Below are 20,491 nucleotides of genomic sequence, written 5' to 3' on the forward strand. Positions count from 1 at the left end.
TCGGCCCTCCAAGATGCCGGCTGCCGTCATGCAGCTGCGGGCCTCGGGCGAAGCCGCTGCCGCTGCGGCGAAAGCGCTGCTAGCCGACGGGTTTCGGGGCCGGGGCGGCAGTGGCTCCGCGGTCGTGGAGTCCGGCCTGCCGCTGCGCTTGCGTTTCTTCGTCCAGCGCCCCCAGCCGCGCCTTGACCGCGGCCGCCGCTTCCTTGCTCAGCAGATGCAGCAACTTCCCCGGCCGCGGCCGCAGGTAGCAGGGCAGTTGGCGGGCGGCCTCGATGAACTGCAGCAGGTGGCCGTCCTCCTTGTCGAACCGGTCCACGAGGTATTCGTGGCAGATCGTGTGCAGCGCCCGCACCTGGTCGTGCGGGTCGAGCAGCGGCAGCGCCGCCAGCTGCGCCTGCAGCACCGCGTCGCAGCTCTGCCGCTTTTTCGATGCCGGCACCAGGGCGTGGATCAGATGCCAGGCGGACGCGGAGCCGGTGGCCTGCCCCAGCGCCTGCAGGGTGCCGGCCAGGGCGGCGGCCCACTCGGCGCGCCAACGCTCCCGGAAGCCGGCTTCCGGGCCGTCCAGCGCCGCCAGGATATTCAGGCGATGGCCCACTTCGAGCCGCAGGCTGTCTTGCAGCACCAGGCCGCCGATGCGTGTGCGCAGCACGACATCGGGAATGCTCTTGCTGGCCCGGCCCAGCGTGTGCAGGAAGGCGGGGTGTCCGTCCGGCACCTGGCGGGAGCGCGCGAGCAGCAGCTCCATGGACTGGCCGGTCAACAGCAGGCCATGGGTGTCCACGCCCAGCGTCATCACCTGGGGTTCCAGCAAACGGATCGCCTCCACGGGCGGGAAGGCGAGCAGCTCGCGCAGCAAGTCCACACGCGGTGCGATTTCCTCCTCGAACGGGATCTCCAGCAGAACCTCCTTGCGCAGCGCCGGATCGGTGATCCGCAGCCGGGCCTGATGCACCTGCGTTTCGGCGGATTCGCGTTCCTCGGAGTGGGGATTGCCCATCAGCACGACCATGTACAGCAGTCCCAGCAGGTCCAGGCGCACGCCCGGGTCGGCGACACGCTCCACCTGGGCGAGCAGCGCCGGCAACTCCTCGGGGGCAGGCGCCGGCACATGCAATGCATCTGCAGCTGGAGCTGGTCCTGCTGCTCGGCAGTCAGGCCGGGGGTCCGCAGGATGCGCTCGAAGTCCGTGGCCACCTGTCGGTACTGGGTGCGTTGCTGCATCTGCAGCAGCTGGCGCCACACCCGCGGCGGCATGTCAGCCTGCTCCGCCCACAGCTGCAGGAGCCGTGCGGTGGATTCGACGCTCCAGGCGCTGGTGCCGCGGCTGCACTGGCTGCCGAAGCGGGCGGCACGCCGCAGCTGCTGCAGGCGCAGCCCCGGGTGGGCGGGCAGGCGGTCGAGCACAGCTGTGAACATGGCCTGGAGCTCGGCCGCCTTCGCAGGTGCGGACAGGGCCTCCAGCGCGTTCCATGCCGCCTTCCAGCATTCGGGCAGGTAGCAGGCCGGCGCCGATGCCACCGTATCCAGCGCGGCCTGGAACTGTGCCGCGTCGTTAGCCGTCCCCAGCGCATGGATCACCGCGCTGGCCGCGACTTCCAGGGCCAGCTCGCGGGCCAGGGTGCTGTTGCACTGGGCGAAGCAGGCGATGCCGCCGGACTCGGGCTCGAACAGCTGCCATTGGAGGTTGCAGCGTGCGATCGCCGACTTCATCTCGGGTGCCTGCTGCTCGTAGCGCGGCGGCGGGAGTGTCCTGGGCTTGGTGATGGGGCCTGGGGCTGTCGGCGGGAAATGCATGGTGGATGGGGATGGTTGATGGGCAAGCGCGAGGACCGGACGCCTGCGGCTTTTCAGATGTCCGTTCGATCCGCCGGCAAGGCCCGCCAGCGCTCGACGGCCTCGGCCGTCTGACGTTCGAGCGCCAGCAGACCTTCGTCTTCGCCCTCGTGGTGGGGCGCGATCAGCTTCCTGATCTGCATCAGCAGGCCGGGCCGCAGATGAAAAGGCAACTCGGCGCAGGCGGCGATCAGCTGCGTCACCTGCTCGCGGCTGGTCAGGAAAGGGCTGAACAGGCAGTGCAGGACGACTTCCTTCAGCGCCAGCGCCAGGTCCCCGGCCGCCAGCAGCGGCAGCTTGGAGAGCACGGTCTGCAGCACCGTGTCCCGCAGTTCCGGACGGCGCAGCGTGACCAGCAGGCACCGCAGGGCCGGCCACGCTTGCGCCGCCGTCCGGGCATGCTGAAGCGTTTCGATCGACTGCCTCAGGCAGGCCCGCCACTCCCGCGCCCAGACCTGCCGGGTTTCGCTGCTGCGCCAGTTCGCGGTGGAGAGCTTGTCCAGCAGCGCCAGCCGCAGGCAGGGTTCGAGCCGTGCGCACTCCTCCAGCAGGAGATCCGGCAGCTGCGGGGCCAGGCCGACCGCGCACACCAGGTGCACACGCAAGGCCAGCAGATGCAGGAAGGCGAGGTGCCCGGACGGCGTTTCGCGGGAACGCAGCAGCAGCGGAACCAGGCAGTCGGCCAGCAGCCGGCGGCCGCCCGCGGCTTCGAGCAGCCGATAGAAGTGGGCGCCGAGTACCCGCATCGCCGCCACCGGCGGCAGCCCGGGCAGTTCCTTGCGCAGTGTGTCGACCGACAGTTCGCCCTCTTTCAGGGGCAGCATGCGCAGCACTTCCTCGCGCTGCGCTGCCCCTTCGATGTTCAGCAGGGCGCGGCAGCGTGCCGCCGCGACCGTATCGGCATCCTCGGTGCGGGCGGTCGCGCGGCGGATGCGCAGCCACTGCAGCAGGTCCAGCCGCACGGCCGGGTCGGCGACGGTTTCCACCTCCGCGATCTCGTCGAGCATCTCCGCCAGCGTGCGTTGGCGATAGCGCTGGTCCATGCAGCGCAGCAGCAGCGCCAGTTCTGCGCGCCGCGCGGCCGGCAGCCGTTCGGCGCCGTCGATGTCCTCGATGCGTTCGGGGCCGGCTTCCGGATCGGCCACGCTGGTGTGGCGCAGCTGCAGCAGCAGGCGCCACAGGGCTCGGGGAATTTCCGGCAGCTCCAGGCAGGCGCGCAGCAGGCGGTCATGGAACTCCCGGCTCCAGGCGTCCGAGTGGCAGGCGTCGACGAAGCGGACGGCTCTCTGCATCTGCTGCAGCCGCAGCGCCGGCGCGGTGGGAAAACGGCTCAGCAGATGGTCCAGCAGCGCCTGCAGCTGCCAGGTGCTGCAGGGCGTGACCCAGCGGGGCAGGATCTTCCAGACATGCGCCCAGCAGTCTTCCTGGTACTGCACCGGCGCGTCCGCCAGCGCGTCGATGGCGGCGCGCAGCTGCGTGTCGTCCTGCGCGCAATACAGCGCGCGGATCAGATCGCTGGCGCGCAGCGGCTGCCGGTAGACGTCGTGCAGGTGGGCGTTGCCGCTGGCGATCGGCCCGATCGGGTTCTCGGCCGGGTGGAGTTTCAGCCAGATGTCGCTCAGCATCAGGGCCAGCTCGGGCGGCAGTTCCTCGAAGCGGGTGGGTTCGAAGTCGGCCTCGTCCTGTCCTTGCGCAACGAGCGGGGGGTTGCCTGGCAGCTGGACCGTGCGCGCTGGCTGCGGACGGGTGTCGTCTACCTGCATGGGGGTTCCCCATGGCTCGACGGGCGGGCGATGCCGCCCGGCGGCGGCAGGTCGATCCAGGCCTGCCGCTCCTGCCTGGTCCGCTGCTGCAGGGCCGCCAGTTGCGTGGCGCCCGGGCTCTCCGGGTCACTGCACAGGTAGCCCAGCGTGTCCAGCAGGCGGGGCCGCAGGTAAAAAGGCAGGCGGCCGCAGTCCTCGATCAGCTGCAGCGTGTGCTCTTCTTCCATGGCGAGGGGATCGACGACGCATTGGAAGGCGATGTCGTCCAGCAGCTCGGCCTGACGCTCGGGTTCGAACAGGGAAAGCGCGGCCCTTTGTGCCTGCAGCACCGCGTCACGGCTGTCCTGCAGGCCCAGCGCATTTGTCATCGCGAGCATCAGGGGCCGGGCGGCGCAGGCCGCCTTGGCCTGCCGCAGCAGGTCGCTGGTGGCGGCCAGCGCGGCCCTCTGCGCCGACTCCCAGTCTGGCCGCAAGGCATCGCCGGGCCAGGAGGCGGTGTGGCGGATCGTCAGCACGGTGAGGCGGTCCGCCGCCCCGAGCGCTGCGCTCTCCTGCAGCACCCGGGCGGCGATGTGCAGGCGCAGCGCCTCGTCGCCGAGCTGGCGGCTGGCGATTGCCAGTTTGTGCAGGAGCGCGGGATGCGTCTCTGCCGCGTTCCGGGAGCGCTCCAGCAGTGCATCCACGCATTGCCGCAGCAGGTCCATGCCTTCGGCATCGGGCGCGAAGTTCAGGAATTGACGGTCGAGCACCGCCATCGCCGCCAGGGGCGGCATCGCGGCCAGCTCCTGCAGCAGCGTGTCGCGCTCCGCGTGCCCCTCCTGGAAAGGCACGATTTCCAGCACCCTGGGACGCAACGCAGGATCGGTGAGCTTCAGCATGGCCTGGTGCACTTCGCGTTGCACATCGGCGAACTCCGGGCGCAGGCGACGCTGCCACATTGCGCGACTTTCCAGAACCCCGAACAGGGTGAGACGGATGGCCGGATCGGCAATGCGCTCGATGCGCGCCAGCAGGCCACGCAGGGCCCGCGGCGTCGGCTCGACGGGGTCTCTTCTCACGCAATCGCCGAGCAGCGTCAGCTGGCTGAATTGCGCTGCCGCCAGCCCGGCGGTCATGGCGATGCGCCAGTGCCTGTAGGCGGACGGGTGGTAGGACATGTGCAGCAGCTGCAGTTCCAGCAGTCGATGCCAGAGGCCGGGCGACAGGTCGGGGTACTCGGCGCAGCGGCGCAGGATGGTGGTGGCGGAGCTCAGGCTCCAGCCGACGCCCGCCTTCCTCTGCAGGAATGCCGTGGCCCGTCGAAGCTGGCGCAGGCGCAGGGCCGGGTTCTCGGGCAGGTGTTCGAGCATGTGCGCGAGCATGGCCTCGACCACCGGCGCCTTCGCATTGGCCGAGGCGAAGGCCATCAGGGCATGCCATGCGGCCTGCCAGCACTGAGACTTGTATTCCTGCGGTGCGCTGTCGATGGCATCGACCGCCCGCCGGAAGGACGGGACGTCCGCCGCCACCCACAGGGCCTTGATCGCCGCGCTGGCGGCCACCTGCCTGGCGAGCTGCGCGGCCAGGGCGGCGTTGCCCACGAAGACCTCCGGTCCGCCAGCCTCCGGCTGCCACAGCAGGCGGTTCAGGATGTCGTCGGCAATGGTCTGCTTCAGCTCGTTCGGCAGTGCCTCGAAGCTGAGCGGCTGCGGCGGGTGGATCGAACCGGACCCCTGCGAGGCGCTGGTGATGTGCATGAGGCTTAGTCCCCGGTGTCGTCGGTGGCCCGGGCCGTAAGCGCCAGGCCGGGTGCGTGCAGGGCGACCCAGGCCCTGTGCTCCTGTTCGGTCTCCTCCGCCAGCGCCTTCATCCGTGCCTGGCTGACGGCGGCCTCGTCCCCTGGGAGGAGCATGAAATTCAGCAAGGGGATCGAGTCGCGGCGCAGGTAGGAAGGCAGGCAGCGGCCGGCCTCGATCAGCTGGATCAGCTGGTCTTCCTGCATGCCCGCTTTGTTGACCGGGCTGAGCATGCATTCGATGCAGATCGTGTGCAGGTGCCGTGCGGCATCGTGCGGATGCAGCAAGGGCAGGGCCTCCAGCTGCGCCTGCAGCGCGGCATCGTGCTGGTCCGGCTTCGTCAGAGCCGGTACCAGGGCCAGCAGCAGGGGCCAGGCGGCGGCACCCGTCGTGGCCTGCCGCAGCGCATGGTGCGCGGCGGCCACCGCGGCCGTCCATTCGGCCTGCCAGCGGTCCTGGAGATCGATGTCCCTCCATTCGAGGCGGTCCAGCGCCGCCAGCACGTCCAGGCGCTGCGCCGCGCCCAGGGCCCTGCTGTCCTCCAGGACCAGGCCGGCGATGCGTGCATGCAGCGCCTGGTCGCGCAGGTGCCGGAGGTCCTTGCCCATGGCGCACAGAAAGGCGGGATGGCCGTCCGGCAGCTCCCGGGATCGCTGCATCGTTTCGTCCAGGCAGCGGCCGAGCAGGGCGATGCCGTCGCTGTCCCGGCCGAAGGCATGGGTCTGGCTGGCGATCACCTCCAGCGCCGCCAGCGGCGTGAGTGCGGCCAGTTCGGCCAGCAGGGTGTTCTGCGGCACCAAGTATTGCAGGAAGGGCAGGTTCTCCAGCACCTTGGGCCGCAGCGCTGCATCGCGGATGCGCAGCAGGGCCCGGTGCAGTTCGGCTTCGGCGGCGTTCAGTGCCTCGGAGGGCTCGGCGCAGGCCACGGCGCGCCTTTGCAGGCACCAGAGCAGAGTGAGACGGATGGCAGGGTCCGCGATCTGCTCGACGGGGCCGAGCAGGGCCCGCATGCGCTGCGGCGTCATCGGTCCGGGCAGGCCGTCCAGGCAGTCCAGCAACAGCGTCAGCTGCTGTTGCCGCTGCGGCGACAGCCCGGCGGTCCAGGCGAGCTGTCTGCCCGTTTCCAGATTCTCTGCACACAACTTGTCGGCCAGCATCTTCAACAGGCAGCGCCACATGCTGTCGGGCAGCACCGGCAGTTGCGCGCAGTGGCGCAGCAGTTTTGCGATCGGCGCCAGGCGCCATTCGCTGGTGAAACGGCTTTGTTTGTAGGAGAAGGCGACGGCGCGCCGCATCTGCCGCAGCCGCTGCTGCGGATCCTCAGGCAGACGGTCGAGCATGTGGAAAAAGAGGATCTCGACATCGGGCCGGGGAGGCGGGCGCAGTGCGCGGGTCTTCAGGGCACGCCAGGCGGCTTCCCAGCATTCGGCGGTGTGGTGCGGCGATACATGTTCGAGCGCATCGATCGCCATCCGGGCCTGCGCGACGCTCTTCGACGCCCACAAGGCCGAGATCGCCGCGGCGGCCGCGGCCGGCTCGGCGAGGGCACGGCCCAGCCGCTGGTTGCAGTCGGCCAGGGGCGTGACGCCGTCGGCCTGCGGATGGTCGAGCATCCAGCGCAGGCTCCAGTGGGCGACCTCCAGCAGCATCTCCTCCGGCAGTTCTTCGTAGCGCAACGGCGGGGCGCTGGCGGACGTCGATGCGGTCTGGCTGGCGACGGTGGTGGTGGTGGTGGTGGTGGTGGCGGTGACATGCATGCGGACGCTCTCCGCTCAGCGTGCGCCGGCGCCTGTCGCCTGCCTGGTGCGGCTCTGGATGGCCCAGTTCAGGTGCTCTTGCCTGGTCTGGCGCACCAGGTCGGCCAGCTGCCGGCAGCTCGGGGCTTCCGGCTGGCAGGGCAGCAGATCCAGCCGCGCGGGGCGCAGATGGAAGGGCAGGCGGGCGCAGGCCTGGATCAGCTGCAGGGCATGCTGTTCCAGCAGCATCGGATCTTGCTGGATGCAGCAGCCGACGATTTTCTGCAGCAGCCGAGCCTGCAGATGCGGCTCCATTGCCGGCAGCCCGTGCAGCATTGCCTGCAGCGCCGCGTCCCGGCTGTCCGGCCGGCGCAGCGCGGGCAGCAGACCCTGCGCCAGCCGCAGGACGGCGGCCGACGTGTCGGCCTGCGGCAGGGCCGCGATGGTCTCGTCCAGCGCGGTCCGCCAGTCGGCTTGCCAGCGCTGGCGCATGTCCATGTCGAACCAGTAGGTGATCTGCAGCGCTGCCAGGACGGTGAGGCGCGATGCCGGCTCCAGCGTCGCGCACTCCTGCATCACCCGCCTGGCGATGTCCTCGTTCATCCTGGCGCCACTGGCGTTCCGGCTGGCCATCGCCATGTTCCGCAGGAAGTCGGCATGCCGGTCCGGCGCAAGCCTGGATCGCTGCATCAGCTCGTCCAGGCAGCGGGTCAGCAAGGCGCGGCCCTGCGTGTCGAGGCTCAGGGCCCGGGCCTGCTGGAGCAGCACCTGTATCGCCTCGCTGGGGTCGAAGGCCGCCAGTTCCTGCGCCAGGGTTTCGCGCAGCGGATGGTCGGCGTGCGCTTCGATGCATCGCAGCACCTGCGGCCGCAGCCGGGGTTCGCGCACGCGCAGCAGGGCCTCGTCGGCGGCCTTCTCATTGCGTTCGCACTCCTCCTGCGTGCGGCTGACGCGCCTGACGCGGGCGCGCAGCGTCAGCAGCAGATTCAGGCGAGCGGCCGCATCGCGCACCCGCTCGGCGCCTTGCAGCCAGCCGGGGAAACGGCCGGCCAGGGGTCCATCCGTGACGTCGCGGTTGCATTCGACCATCAGTGCGAGTTCCTCCTGCTGCACCGGCGTCAGGCCTTCGAGGCTGCTGCCCGGCTGGAAGTCGCCAGCGGTCGAGAAGTGCATCCAGAACAGCAGCAGGTCGCGCCACAAGCTGTCGGGGATGCGGGGCAGGGCGGCGCAGTGCTGCAGCAGCCGGGTGGCGGATGTGGTGCCCCGCGGGTCGAAGATGCGATCCACCATGAAACGGGCCGCATGCTGAAGCTGCCGCAGGCGCTGGCCCGGATCGGCGGGCAGGTGGTCGAGGATGTGGAGGAAGGCGGCGTCCACCTGCGGCTCGTCGACGTTTTCGTCGCGGTCCGCCGCGGCCAGCACAGCCCAGGCGGCCCGCCAGCAGTCGCAGCGGTATTGCGCGGGCGCCTGTTCGATGGCGCCGAGCGCGGCCCGCAAACCCGGGCCGGTGCCGGCGGCCCACAGGGATTCGATCACCCGGCAGGTCGCGGACGGTTCTGCGAAGGTCTGTGCCAGGGCTTGATTGAGATCGCCGAAGAGGTCCGCGCCGCCGCACTGCGGCAAGGGGACGATCCACTGCAGCATCGCCCGGAAGACCTCGTACTTGATTTCGTTGGGCAGCGTCTCGAATCGGCCGGGCTCGTGGTTCTGCGCCACCAGGGGCTTCGACTGCTGGACGGGTACGAGATGCATGACGGGTCGCAAGGCATGAAAGGGAGCGCGACGATGCCGGGCCGCGTGCGCTCCCCGCATGCGCCATGCGAAGCCGGCACCCCCGTGGCGAAGCGGCACCGCCCGCGGCTTGCTGCAAGAATGTCGGGACAAGCCTTCCAGCCCATCCCATTGGAGACATGCCCCATGGACTATCCCGAAAGCGTCGCCCTGGTCGATGTCGGCCCGCGCGACGGCCTGCAGAACGAGAAGCAGCCGATCGCCGCGGCCGACAAGATCGCCCTGGTCCACCGCCTGCAGGCCGCCGGCCTGAAGCGGGTGGAGGTCACCAGCTTCGTCAGCCCCAAATGGGTGCCGCAGATGGCCGACAACACCGAGGTCATGGCCGGCATAGACCGCCAGCCCGGCGTGGCCTATTCGGTGCTCACGCCCAACATGAAGGGCTACGAGGCGGCGCTGCCCAGCCGGCCCGACGAGATCGTGGTCTTCGGCGCGGCCAGCGAGGCCTTCAGCCAGCGCAACATCAACTGCTCGATCGAGGAAAGCATCGAGCGTTTCCGTCCGGTGGTGGAGGCCGCCCAGGCCGCCGGCATCCATGTGCGCGGCGCGATCTCCTGCGCGCTGGGCTGCCCCTACGAGGGCGAGGTGGCGCCGTCCCGGGTGGCCCGGGTGGCCGGGCTGATGAAGGACATCGGCGTGCAGCATGTCGGCGTGGCCGACACCATCGGCACCGGCACGCCGCTCAAGACGCAGCGCGCGCTGGAGGCGGCCTTCAAACACTACGCGGTGCGCGAGGTGTCCGGCCATTTCCACGACACCTACGGCCAGGCCCTGTCCAACACCCTGGCGGCGCTGGAGCTGGGCGTGTGGCAGTTCGACACCTCGGTCGCAGGCCTGGGCGGCTGCCCCTATGCCAAGGGCGCCACCGGCAATGTGGCGACGGAAGACGTGGTCTACCTGCTGCACGGCATGGGCATAGAAACCGGCATCGACCTGGAGGCCCTGGCCGATACCGGCGCCTGGATCAGCGGCGTGCTCGGCCGGCAGACGCAGTCGCGTGTGGGGCGGGCCCTGCTGGCCAGACGGGCGGGCTGAGCCGCGCTTCGCTCGGGCGTGGCGGTTTTCGCGGCGCGGGGGGCGGGCCCGCGCGCCCTTTCCATGATGGCCGGTTTTGCCTGCCTTCGAGGAACCGACCCGCATGGACATCAGCCGCACGCCACCCGCACAGCCCTCATGGGGTGCGCTTTCCGCCGGGGCCGTCGATCCGTCGAAACCGCCGTCCGGCGGTGAGCCGACGCGGCTGGAGCACCTGTCCAACGAGCTGCTGGTGGAGATCTTCGACCACCTCGACCCGGGCTTCCGCTACCCGGGGCGCCGGCGTGGTGAGGAGGCACGCGGGATCGCCGTCTTCACCGGGCTCAACCGGCGTTTCGCCGAGGTGGGGCGGCACCATGCGGTCGCCGAGGATCTGGCCAGGAGGGCGCGCTGTCCCGGCACGGCGCGGCAGTGCGCCGACGTGGTGAAAGAGGCCCTGGCGCTGCCCGTCTCGCTGCGGCTGCGGGTACTGCACACCCTGGTGGAAGCGGTGCAGTTCGCCGACGGACAGGCGCACGGCGCACTCGCACGGGAGGCCGCCCGATGCATCGTGGAAGAGCACCCCGGCTTGCTGCGGCAAGACCTCTTCCTGAAACTGCAGATCCATGCCTTCGCCCGCAAGGACATCTGCTGTCCCTACCTCGACCGGCTGCATGAAACCGCCCCGCTTTCGCCCCGGCAGGAGCAGATGCTGCAGACCCGGTTCCATTCCGCCAGGGTCCGCACGCTCAGCGAACACCTGGCCCATGTGGAGCAGAAGAAGGGGCAGGACCTGCTGATGCACTCGCTGGCAGGTGTCTGCACGCAGCCCGCGGCGGACGTGGTGGCAACCATCCACCGCCGGCGTATCGATGCCTGGTTCGCCGGCCTGGAACCTGCGCGGCAGGCGACCATGCTGCGTGCCCTGGCCGCTGCGATCCGCAGCAGCAGCGTGCGCCATCGGCCGGCGCACTTCGAGGCGCTGCTCCTGCTGTACGGCCACCTGGCGCAGGCGGACCGCGGGCGCCACACCGGGCTGATGGAGGCCACGGCGCGCCATGTGCCGGGCGGGTTCGCGCAGCTGGCCGCGCTGACGGCTGCGGGCATGGTCCTTCCCCCACCGTCCGCCTCCAGCCGTGTTCCGCCGGACATCCTCGCCACGCCGCCCGTGGTGCCGCCGGACAGCGAACCGGAGGACGGCGTCCAGGTCGTCACGCGCACCCGGCTGGAGCAACTGCCCAACGAGGTCCTGCAGTGGCTCTTCGACTACGTCGATCCTTGCCTCGCCGATGTCGCGCCCGACGACAAGGGGGCACGCGGCGTGGCCGCCTTCACCAGCCTCAACCGCCGCCTGGCCCACGCCGGCCGCGACCATGCCGCCGCCGCGCGCATCCTGGCCGCGGCCCGCCGCCTGGCCACGCCGCAGCATTGCCAGGCCCTCGTGTCACCCCTGCTGCAACTGCCCGCCGCGCTGCAATCGCGGGTGCTGCATGCCCTGATGGAGCTGATGCGGCAGCACAATGGCCCGGTGCACTGGGCCATGCGGGAATGCGTCGTCCTGCTGCTGCTCGAACACCTGGGCGCGGCGGTGCGGGGCAGTGAATTCATCCGCGTCCAGCTGCACGAGCTGGTGCTGAACGGCGCCAGCGCCAGGCTGGAAAAGGCGGTGCGCGCCGAAGTGCCGCTCACGTCTCGGGAAGAGCATCTGGTGAGAACGCGTTTCTTCCGCTCCCGGCTCGGCATGCTCGGCGGCTACCTGTCGCTGACCCGGCACCGGGAGCCGGATGCCTGGGCCTCGGCGATCGCCGGCGCCTGTTCGCAGCCCGACACCAGCGAGCATGAACTGCTGGCCAGAGGCAGGATCGGCGAGCTGTTCGAGCAGATGGACGACACGCAGCGCCGGGCCATGTCGCGCGAGCTGCTGCGCGCCATCCGCACCAGCCTGCAGATCAACCGGGAGCTGCCCTTTCTGATGCTGCTGCGGCTGCATGAAAAAATGCCGGACGCGGAGCGCCGGTGGCATGTGCACCGGCTGGCCGCCGCGGCACTGCATGTGCCCGAAGGTCCCGAACTGCTGGCCGCCGCCCGACCAGGATAGTCCGGGCCCTGCTGGCCAGGCGGGCGGGCTGAGCCGGGCCTTTTCCGCCGCGACCCCTCGCATGCGGCGCGATCCATCCACGCATCGCGTTTCGTTTGCCCAGCCTGTTGTTCGGAAGGGCGGCAGGGCAGGACGGCTGGATTTTTCCACCATGCGGGAGGAACGTAGCTTCCTGTCTGTCCGGTGCTTCACCGGCAAGTTCGAAATCGTCGCTGCCTTGCTGCCGCGGATCAAACGCCTGGAGCCATGCGCTTGGATACTCACCATCGCGGGCACCTGCGCGCGATGCGACGCGGACATGCAGGCCTTGTCCTCAGGCCTGCGGCTGGATGCCCTTTTCAGCGGTATGGACGCAGCAGAGCAGTGGGCCATGTCCCGCGCGCTGCGCCGCTCGATACGCAACAGCCTGCAGCGGCAGCGGGCGGCGTCCTTCGAGGCGCTGTTGCTGCTGCATGAGAAAATGCCCGCCGCAGACCGTCCACGCCACGAACAGCGGCTGAGCGCCACGGCGTGCCATGTCAACGGCGGGGCAGCCCTGCTCGCCTGGCACCGGGCCCGCCGCATGGCGGACACGGTCGCCGCCGCGGCTTCCCCGCCCACCGAAACCGAGACCCCGCCATGGCCGATCCCCTCCTGGCCGCACCGCCAGCCGAGCCCGTCTCCCCGGTCTCCACCGCCCACCGCCTGATCCCCGAGGCGCATTCGCCCGAGGCGCGCGCCCTGCTGGCCGACCGGGCACGCATGGCCTTCGACCGCTGCACGGTGCCGGTGCCCTCGCCCTGCATCTCGGTGTGCCGCATGAACGAGGACCGCAGCCTGTGCCAGGGCTGCTTCCGTTCGCTCGACGAGATCCGCATCTGGTCGCGCAGCGATGCCCAGGAGCGCCGCGCCATCTGGACCCGCCTGCTGGCGCGCGCCGGCATGGCCGAATAGGAAGGCCGCCCCCATGCAGGCCTTCACCTTCCACCTCGATTTCGTCTCGCCCTACGCCTACCTGGCCTTCGAGCAGCTGCCGGTGGCGCTGGAAGGCTGCAGCTATGCCGCCGACTACCGGCCGGTGCTGCTGGGCGCCATCCTCAAGCAGTACGGCCACGCAGGCCCGCACGGCATCGCCCCCAAATACGCCTGGGTGCTGCGGCAGACGCGGTGGCTGGCGCATGCCCATGGCATCGCCATGCGGATGCCGGCGGTCCATCCCTTCGATCCCCTGCCGCTGCTGCGCCTGGCCCTGGCTTGCTCGCAGGACGGCGGCATCAGCCGCCATGTGGCCGGCCGCATCTTCGCGCATGTCTGGCAGGCCGATGGGGCCGATGCCAACGATGCGCAGCGCCTGGCCGCGTTGACGCGGGAGCTGGCGCCGCGGCTCGACCCGGCCTCGCCGGAGGTCAAGGCCCTGCTGCGGGCCAACACCGCCCGCACGCTCGAAGCCGGCGTCTTCGGCGTGCCCGCCTTCACCGTCGGCCAGGACATGCTCTGGGGCTTCGATGCCTTGCCGATGCTGCGTGCCCGGCTGCTGCAGGACGCCTGGTTCGCCGGCTAAAGGTCCGCGTTCTTCTGTTCGAGGAACAACGCCAGCATGGTGTTTTGTGTCTTCAACAGCCCGGACTGCAGCTGGAGCGGCAGGTCCCCATAGGCGGCACGCCTGAGCACGGCCAGACGGGTCCACCAGGTGTCTTCGTCGATGTCGGTATGCGCCAGCACATCCATGCTCGCGGCCGTCAGCACATCCAATCGCTCGTCCGGCAGGAGCTTGGGCGCGGCGGCCAGCAGGGGCGGCAGGGCGGTCTCCAGGCTGTGGGTGAAACGCAGGGCCGGCAGCAGGGCCTTGGCGAGGCGCCGTCTGGCCGCAGGCGTTTCGGCGGCCGCCAATGCCGTGCAGATGGCTTGCAGGGCCTGCTGCCATTGGGCTTGCCAGCGCGCCTGGCCATCCGGGTCTTGCTGGGAATGGATCGCCAGTTTCTCCAGGAAGGCAAGGCGCAGGTGCAGATCGAGCTGTGCGCAGTGCGCCAACAGCGCGCGGCCGATGTCCCGCCCCGGATCCTGGCCGCACCATTCGCAGATGCCGGCCAGGCGCAGCAGCAGCTGGGGGTGTTCCCGCACCCGGTCGACGCACTGGCGCAGCAGCGCCGGAAGCGCCTGCCGCAGCATGGGATCGAGCAAGGGCCCATGGCCGACCTCCAGCGATTCGATCAGGCGCAAGGCATCCTCCGGCGTGCGCTTCTGCACGGCCTTCAACACCACGCCCTGATCGTCGTTCCAGAAAGCGCGGAACACCGTTTGCAGCAAACGCGCTTCCAGCGGCGTGCCGATGAAGGGGGCGGCCGCGTCGCGCAGGGCCAGGCAGGCGATCTCCTGGTCCTGCTCGGGCAGCCCGAAGAGGCACGATTGCGCGTTGGCCAGCAGCAGCAGGCGGATATCCGGATCCGCGACCGCCAGGATGCGCCCCAGCAGGGCGTGGAATTCCGGGAGGGTGGCGTCATGGTCGACATCACCCAGGCGCATGCATTCCTGCAGCAGTGCCAGTTGCGCGGACCATGCCGGCGGCAGCCCGGCGACCGGCCCGCGCGCCTCGACGGACGAACGCACGCCCGCCAGGTGATAGAGCTGCAGCAGACGGCGCCAGGTGCCGGGCGCCGCTTCGCCGCCCGCGGCGCCCAGCTGCATGAGGCGCTCGACGAATCGCAAGGTGCAGGGCTGGCGGCCCCGTGTGACCAGATCCAGGGCGCAGCGCCACTGCTGCCGGCGCAGCACGGGGTGAGCCGGCAGCCGGTCGAGAAGGCGCCCGGCCAGATCGGCATCGGCATCCCTGAGATCGAAGCGCGCCAGGGCATTCCACACGGCGTTCCAGCAGGCCTCGTGGTACTGCTGCGGCATCTCGTCGATGGCATCGACCTCCGCCAGGAAACCCGCGGCGTCCGGAGCCTGCCACAAGGCGCGGATCAACTCGCTGGCGCCGAAGGGCGAGGCAAGGCTCTTGTCGAGCCTGCTGTTGAGACCCTTGAAGGGGTTGATGCCGGCTTCTTCGTTGCCGAGCTTGAGCAGCTTGTCGAGGATCTCGTACTGCAGTTCGACCGGCAGTCTCTCCAGCCAGCCCGGCTCGGTGCCGGCGGTGGTCTGCCATGCCGTGCGGCTGGCCGGGGGCGTGTGGCGCGTGTCTTGTACGGAAGCGGTGTTCATGGTGGCTTGAAGGGCGGGCGTCTGGCGCCGGGCAAAAAACCACGCACCATCGCCGCCGCGGTCCGGCGCACCGCACCTTGGAGCCGAATGCCTGCCGCGGTTTGCGAAGAATCCGGCCGAAGACAGGCGTTTTCCGGCTCCTGAAATCACCCTTGCGGGTTTCCCCGCGAGTTGTCAGAGAAGGGTCAGTTTCACGTCAGAAGCGGGTCAGTGCCGCATCCAAGAATGGACGCAGCCGCCCGGCGCGATGTCGCCGGGCCGCGCATCCATACCAACAGGAGACCCGCATCATGTCCAGCACCTACGCCCCGGGGCGGCCATCGAGCCCCGCGCCCGCGCCCCGGCCGATGACCTCCGAGGAGAAGAAAGTCATCTTCGCCTCCTCGCTAGGCACCGTCTTCGAGTGGTACGACTTCTACCTCTACGGCTCGCTCGCGGCCATCATCGCCAAGCAGTTCTTCAGCGGCCTGGATGCGGGCGCGGCCTTCATCTTCGCGCTGCTGGCCTTCGCCGCCGGCTTCCTGGTGCGGCCCTTCGGCGCCATCGTGTTCGGCCGGCTCGGCGACATGATCGGCCGCAAGTACACCTTCCTGGTGACCATCCTGATCATGGGCCTGTCGACCTTCATCGTCGGCATCCTGCCCAGCTACTCGGCCATCGGCGTGGCCGCGCCGGTCATCCTGATCGCCCTGCGCATGCTGCAGGGCCTGGCCCTCGGCGGCGAGTACGGCGGTGCCGCCACCTACGTGGCCGAGCATGCGCCGCAGGGCAAACGCGGCGCCTACACCTCGTGGATCCAGACCACGGCCACGCTGGGCCTGTTCCTGTCGCTGGTCGTCATCCTGGGCGTGCGCAGCGCCACCGGCGAGGCGGCCTTCGCCGACTGGGGCTGGCGCGTTCCCTTCATGGTCTCCATCCTGCTGCTGGCCGTGTCGGTGTGGATCCGCATGACCCTGTCGGAGTCGCCCGCCTTCGTGCGCATGAAGGCCGAGGGCAAGACCTCCAAGGCACCGCTGAAGGAATCCTTCGGCGAGTGGAAGAACCTGAAGATCGTGATCCTGGCGCTGGTCGGCCTGACCGCCGGCCAGGCGGTGGTCTGGTACACCGGCCAGTTCTATTCGCTGTTCTTCCTGACGCAGCAGCTGAAGGTGGATGCGATCACCGCCAACCTGATGATCGCCGGCGCTCTGCTGATCGGCACGCCCTTCTTCGTGCTCTTCGGCATGCTGTCGGACAAGATCGGCCGCAAGCCCATCATCATGGCCGGCTGCCTGCTGGCGGCGGTGACCTACTTCCCCGTTTTCAAGGGCCTGACGGTGGCCGCCAACCCCGACCTGGCGGCCGCGCAATCCAGCGCGCAGATCACGGTGACGGCCGATCCGTCCACCTGCTCCTTCCAGGGCAATCCGGTGGCCCGCGAGATCGACTTCCGCAGCTCCTGCGACATCGCCAAGCGCTACCTGGTGCAGAACTCGGTGTCCTATGACAACGTGGCCGGCCCGGCCGGTTCCGCCGCGGTGGTGAAGGTGGGCGACAAGGTCATCAGCGCGCCGGCCGGCAATGTGGTCGACCTGAAGTTCGACGCCGATTCCAGCGGCAAGATCGCCGCCTTCAAGAAAGAGGTGGGCGACGACCTGAAGGCGGCCGGCTATCCCGCCAAGGCCGATCCGGCCAAGATGAACAAGCCGGTGATGATCCTGCTGCTGGCCTGGCTGGTGATCCTGGTGACCATGGTCTACGGGCCCATCGCCGCCATGCTGGTGGAGATGTTCCCGACCCGCATCCGCTACACCTCGATGAGCCTGCCGTACCACATCGGCAATGGCTGGTTCGGCGGGCTGCTGCCGACGACCTCGTTCGCCATCGTGGCCAGCACCGGCAATATGTACAACGGGCTGTGGTACCCGATCATCATTGCCTGCGTGACGCTGGTGATCGGTACCTTGTTCATCAAGGAGACGAAGGACGTGGATATCTACGCCAACGATTGAGGCTCGTCCTTTTTTCTTTCCGGAAACGGGCCCTTTGCTGGAAGGCAGGGGCCTTTTTTCATGGCCGGGTTTTTTCGCCGGCCGCTTGGATGGGCAGGGCGGATTGCATCGACATCAGGCTGCTTTCGGTCAGCTCGATCTGGCGGTGCAGGCCGCCGTTCATCAGGCGCAGCAGGGTGCTGAGTTCCTGGCGGTCCGGTTCGGCGGTGCGCTGCGGATCGAGGAGTTTTTCCAGGCCTGTGTAGGCGGCTAGAAGTTCGCGGAGTTGGGCGACTTCGGTGATGGCGGATTGGGTGAGGGTGGCGAGGGTGCTTTCAGCCATGTTGGGCTTTCTAGTCGTTGTGATGGATAAACCACCGCACCCGCTTCCAAACGAGGGCGGCAGCTCGAACGGGTTGGAAGACCGGACAACTACTAGCGAAAACCGGCAGGGCAGGGCCCTCCCGTCCGAGCCGCCAAAACTGGGGCACGAACAGCGCAGCCGCAACGCTTCTTGAAGAGCGTCACGGCTGTTGTTTCACTAGCAGTTGTTCGGGCTTCCAAACCCGGCCGCTTCCTGGGGAAAACGGCGGATGAATTCTAAGCGGCGCTCTGGTTTTTCCTTCTTCTACTCCTACGGAGGGTGGAGGTGGGGCTCGCGTCGCCCCACACCCCGGTAACTTTCTTTCCATCGAAAGAAAGTCACCAAAGAAAGATTCGAATGCGGGAGCGGGGACGGGCTTTCGCCCGGGTCGGGCCTTTGTTTCGCTGCGCTTCACTCGGCTCTCGGCATGGCGTAGTGGGCTCAGCAACTGGAACGGATGCTCGAGGTTTGGGCCGCCCGCTCGCCAAAAGCTTCACGCACTGGCGCGGTTGGTGGGCGCTTGTTTTGGCGCACTGGCGGTTCTCCCGGATTGGACGCAGCGCTTGATCAAACTTGTCGGTTGGCTGAGCGTGAAGCTTTTGGCGAACGAGCGTCCCGATCCTCGAGCATCAGCAATCGTTGCTGAGATCAATTCGCCATGCGGAGAGCCGAGTGAAGCGAAGCGAAACAAAGGCCCGACCCGGGCGAAAGCCCGTCCCCGATCCCGCATTGAATTTTTCTTTGGTGACTTTCTTTCAATGGAAAGAAAGTTACCGGGGGTGTGGGGCGACGCGAGCCCCACCTCCACCCTCCCACGGAGTGGAAGAAGGAAAAACCAAGACCCCCGTTAAAGACCAGCAGCCAGAGCCCCCGGCATCCGCTCCCGCAAATAAGCCATCGCATGCTCAGCCCGAGCCGTCAGCGACCACTCCGCCCGGTGCACGAACCAAAGCGTGTCCATCACAGGCACAGCACACTCCGTAGCCCGCACAGCCTCGGCCTGCGCAAAGGCCTGCCGCGCATAGCGGGGCAGCACGGTAAAGCCCAGCCCCCGGGCAACAGGCTCCAGGATCAACCCGATCTGGTTGACATAGCCATGCTGCGGCAGGCCCCCCACCCCCGGATTCCCCGGAAAGTGCCGCGACAGCAGCCGCGTGGCCATCGCCTGCCCGTCCGGATGGTCGATGAACCCCAGCGCCACCAGGTCCTCCCAGCAATCGGCGACCGCACCGCGCGGCAGCACCAGCTCCAGCGGCTCCTCCACGAAGGCGGACGCGGCCAGCCGCGCATCCTCCGGCCGATAGGTCATCAGCCCCAGCTCGGCACTGCGCGAAAGCACGCTTTCCAGCACCTCGCTGTCGGGCCCGAAGCGGTGGCGCACCCGCAGCCCCGGATGCGCCGCCTGCAGGTCCAGCAGCAGCGGATACAGCGCCAGGCCGATGCTGCCGGGCGTGATCAGCGTCAGCTCGCCGCGCGTGGGCTCGGTATCGCTCAGCCAGCATTGCAGGCGATGGCCGGCCTGCTCCATCTCGGCGCAATAGCCCAGCAGCGCATGGCCGGCCGGCGTCAGTTCGATGCCGCGTGGCCGGCGGATCAGCAAGGGGCCCAGCGCCTGCTCCAGCTGCCGCACATGCTGGCTCACGGCGGCCTGGGTGAGACTGCGTTTGTCGGCAGCGCGGGTGAAGCTGCCCGTCTCGGCCAGGGCGACGAAGGTTTCCAGCCAGTGGGGATGCAGCATTAGGAAGTTTTATCGAGTCGATAAGGAGTTGATGGTTTTCATTATGGCGACAGCTGCCTAGACTCGCGCCCTCCCCACAGATCTCAGGGTTTACTCGCGTGTCCCATCTCTTCGCTCCCTTCCAGCTCAAGGACGCCGTCCTGCGCAACCGCATCGCCGTTCCGCCCATGTGCCAGTACAGCGCCATCGACGGCCTGGTCACCGACTGGCACCTGCCCCACTACACGGCGCTGGCGCGCGGCGGCGCGGGGCTGGTGATCGTGGAGGCCACGGGTGTTTCGCCCGAAGGCCGCATCACCCCTGGCTGCCTGGGCCTGTGGAACGACACGCAGGCCGAGGGGCTGGCGCGCATCGCGGCGGCCATCAAGGCCGGCGGCGCGGTGCCCGGCATCCAGATCGGCCATGCCGGCCGCAAGGCCAGCGCGCACAAGCCCTGGGAAGGCGACGACCACATCGCCGCGGGCGACCCCAGCGGCTGGGCCACCATCGCGCCCTCGGCCATCGCCTATGGCGGCAACCTGCCGCAGCTGCCGCGCGCGATGACGCTGGACGACATCGCCCGGGTGCAGGCCGACTTCGTGGCCGCCGCCGTGCGGGCGCGCGATGCCGGCTTCGAATGGCTGGAACTGCATTTCGCCCACGGCTACCTGGCGCAGAGCTTCTTCTCGGCGCACAGCAACCAGCGCGACGATGCCTATGGCGGTGATGCGCAACGCCGCTCGCGTTTCCTGCGCGAGACGCTGGCGGCGGTGCGCGAGGTGTGGCCCGAGAACCTGCCGCTGACCGCGCGTTTCGGCGTCATCGAATACGACGGGCGCGACGAGGAGACGCTGCAGGACTCCATCGAATTGGTGAAGGCGTTCAAACAGGGCGGGCTGGACATGCTCAACGTGAGTGTCGGTTTCACGATTCCGGACACCTCCATCCCCTGGGGACCCGCCTTCCTGGCGCCGGTCTCCGAACGGGTGCGGCGCGAGACCGGCCTGCCGGTGGCCTCGTCCTGGGGCTTCGATTCGCCGGCCAATGCCGACGAGGCGGTGGCCCAACAGCAGATCGACCTGGCGATGATCGGCCGGGCGCACCTGTCCAACCCGCACTGGTCCTACCAGGCGGCGCTGCAGCTGAAGGAAGCGAAACCGTCCTGGGTGCTGCCGGCGCCTTATGCACACTGGCTGGAGCGGTACCGCATCGCACAGTAGGCCTATGGCCGGCATCGGCGCGGGGCCGGC

General features: G+C 69.1%; 16 protein-coding genes. 7 read left to right on the forward strand and 9 right to left on the reverse strand.

Annotated features, from left to right (window positions below; translation table 11 throughout):
* Nucleotides 1-79 precede the first annotated feature (79 nt).
* From GT347_RS15820 to GT347_RS15845, 6 genes are read right to left on the reverse strand one after another with little or no spacing between them, the layout of a single operon-like run.
* Nucleotides 80-1,042: a hypothetical protein gene (locus tag GT347_RS15820; RefSeq protein WP_160553112.1), complete on the reverse strand. Its 963-nt coding sequence runs from the start codon at nucleotides 1,040-1,042 to the stop codon at nucleotides 80-82.
* Nucleotides 1,000-1,797: a hypothetical protein gene (locus tag GT347_RS15825; RefSeq protein WP_160553114.1), complete on the reverse strand. Its 798-nt coding sequence runs from the start codon at nucleotides 1,795-1,797 to the stop codon at nucleotides 1,000-1,002. Before GT347_RS15825 ends, GT347_RS15820 begins: the two co-directional genes overlap by 43 nt.
* Nucleotides 1,798-1,850: 53 nt before the next feature.
* Nucleotides 1,851-3,599 carry a hypothetical protein gene (locus GT347_RS15830; RefSeq protein ID WP_160553116.1) on the reverse strand — a complete coding sequence of 583 codons (1,749 nt, stop codon included), beginning with the start codon at nucleotides 3,597-3,599 and terminating at the stop codon, nucleotides 1,851-1,853.
* Nucleotides 3,590-5,335: a hypothetical protein gene (locus GT347_RS15835; RefSeq protein ID WP_160553118.1), complete on the reverse strand. Its 1,746-nt coding sequence runs from the start codon at nucleotides 5,333-5,335 to the stop codon at nucleotides 3,590-3,592. Before GT347_RS15835 ends, GT347_RS15830 begins: the two co-directional genes overlap by 10 nt.
* A gap of 5 nt (nucleotides 5,336-5,340) precedes the next feature.
* Nucleotides 5,341-7,131: a hypothetical protein gene (locus GT347_RS15840; protein ID WP_160553120.1), complete on the reverse strand. Its 1,791-nt coding sequence runs from the start codon at nucleotides 7,129-7,131 to the stop codon at nucleotides 5,341-5,343.
* A gap of 15 nt (nucleotides 7,132-7,146) precedes the next feature.
* Nucleotides 7,147-8,862: a hypothetical protein gene (locus GT347_RS15845; protein ID WP_160553122.1), complete on the reverse strand. Its 1,716-nt coding sequence runs from the start codon at nucleotides 8,860-8,862 to the stop codon at nucleotides 7,147-7,149.
* A 165-nt stretch (nucleotides 8,863-9,027) separates the two neighbouring features.
* Here GT347_RS15845 and GT347_RS15850 point away from each other — a divergent pair, with 165 nt between their 5' ends.
* The 5 genes from GT347_RS15850 (at nucleotide 9,028) to GT347_RS15870 (ending at nucleotide 13,553) form a co-directional block, all read left to right on the forward strand.
* Nucleotides 9,028-9,936 (forward strand): hydroxymethylglutaryl-CoA lyase, encoded by a 909-nt coding sequence (locus GT347_RS15850; RefSeq protein WP_160553124.1) that lies wholly within the window; start codon nucleotides 9,028-9,030, stop codon nucleotides 9,934-9,936.
* Between the two features lie 103 nt (nucleotides 9,937-10,039).
* Entirely contained in the window at nucleotides 10,040-12,013 is a 1,974-nt protein-coding gene (locus GT347_RS15855) for a hypothetical protein (RefSeq protein ID WP_160553126.1), read from the forward strand.
* A gap of 61 nt (nucleotides 12,014-12,074) precedes the next feature.
* Nucleotides 12,075-12,701 carry a hypothetical protein gene (locus GT347_RS15860; RefSeq protein WP_160553127.1) on the forward strand — a complete coding sequence of 209 codons (627 nt, stop codon included), beginning with the start codon at nucleotides 12,075-12,077 and terminating at the stop codon, nucleotides 12,699-12,701.
* A 53-nt stretch (nucleotides 12,702-12,754) separates the two neighbouring features.
* The gene (locus tag GT347_RS15865; protein ID WP_160555386.1) at nucleotides 12,755-12,946 is read left to right on the forward strand and encodes a DUF1289 domain-containing protein; all 192 of its coding nucleotides are present in this window, start codon (nucleotides 12,755-12,757) and stop codon (nucleotides 12,944-12,946) included.
* A gap of 13 nt (nucleotides 12,947-12,959) precedes the next feature.
* Nucleotides 12,960-13,553 carry a DsbA family protein gene (locus GT347_RS15870; RefSeq protein WP_160553129.1) on the forward strand — a complete coding sequence of 198 codons (594 nt, stop codon included), beginning with the start codon at nucleotides 12,960-12,962 and terminating at the stop codon, nucleotides 13,551-13,553.
* Here the strand turns inward: GT347_RS15870 and GT347_RS15875 are convergent.
* On the reverse strand, nucleotides 13,550-15,190 hold the full coding sequence (locus tag GT347_RS15875; RefSeq protein WP_160553131.1) for a hypothetical protein: 1,641 nt from the start codon (nucleotides 15,188-15,190) through the stop codon (nucleotides 13,550-13,552). The genes GT347_RS15870 and GT347_RS15875 overlap by 4 nt on opposite strands.
* A 290-nt stretch (nucleotides 15,191-15,480) precedes the next feature.
* On the opposite strand from GT347_RS15875, the gene GT347_RS15880 reads away from it, so the two are divergent.
* Nucleotides 15,481-17,181: an MFS transporter gene (locus GT347_RS15880; protein ID WP_160553133.1), complete on the forward strand. Its 1,701-nt coding sequence runs from the start codon at nucleotides 15,481-15,483 to the stop codon at nucleotides 17,179-17,181.
* Between the two features lie 58 nt (nucleotides 17,182-17,239).
* Here GT347_RS15880 and GT347_RS15885 read toward each other — a convergent pair whose 3' ends face one another.
* The gene (locus GT347_RS15885) at nucleotides 17,240-17,503 is read right to left on the reverse strand and encodes a hypothetical protein (RefSeq protein WP_160553135.1); all 264 of its coding nucleotides are present in this window, start codon (nucleotides 17,501-17,503) and stop codon (nucleotides 17,240-17,242) included.
* Nucleotides 17,504-18,371: 868 nt separating this feature from the next.
* Complete coding sequence (locus GT347_RS15890; RefSeq protein ID WP_160553137.1) at nucleotides 18,372-19,262, reverse strand: LysR family transcriptional regulator; 891 nt, start codon at nucleotides 19,260-19,262, stop codon at nucleotides 18,372-18,374.
* A gap of 98 nt (nucleotides 19,263-19,360) precedes the next feature.
* On the opposite strand from GT347_RS15890, the gene GT347_RS15895 reads away from it, so the two are divergent.
* Nucleotides 19,361-20,461, forward strand: a complete 1,101-nt coding sequence (locus tag GT347_RS15895; RefSeq protein ID WP_160553139.1) for an NADH:flavin oxidoreductase/NADH oxidase — start codon at nucleotides 19,361-19,363, stop codon at nucleotides 20,459-20,461.
* The last annotated feature ends 30 nt before the right edge of the window (nucleotides 20,462-20,491 follow it).

This window comes from Xylophilus rhododendri, assembly GCF_009906855.1.
In the GTDB taxonomy this organism is placed as follows: domain Bacteria; phylum Pseudomonadota; class Gammaproteobacteria; order Burkholderiales; family Burkholderiaceae_C; genus Xylophilus; species Xylophilus rhododendri.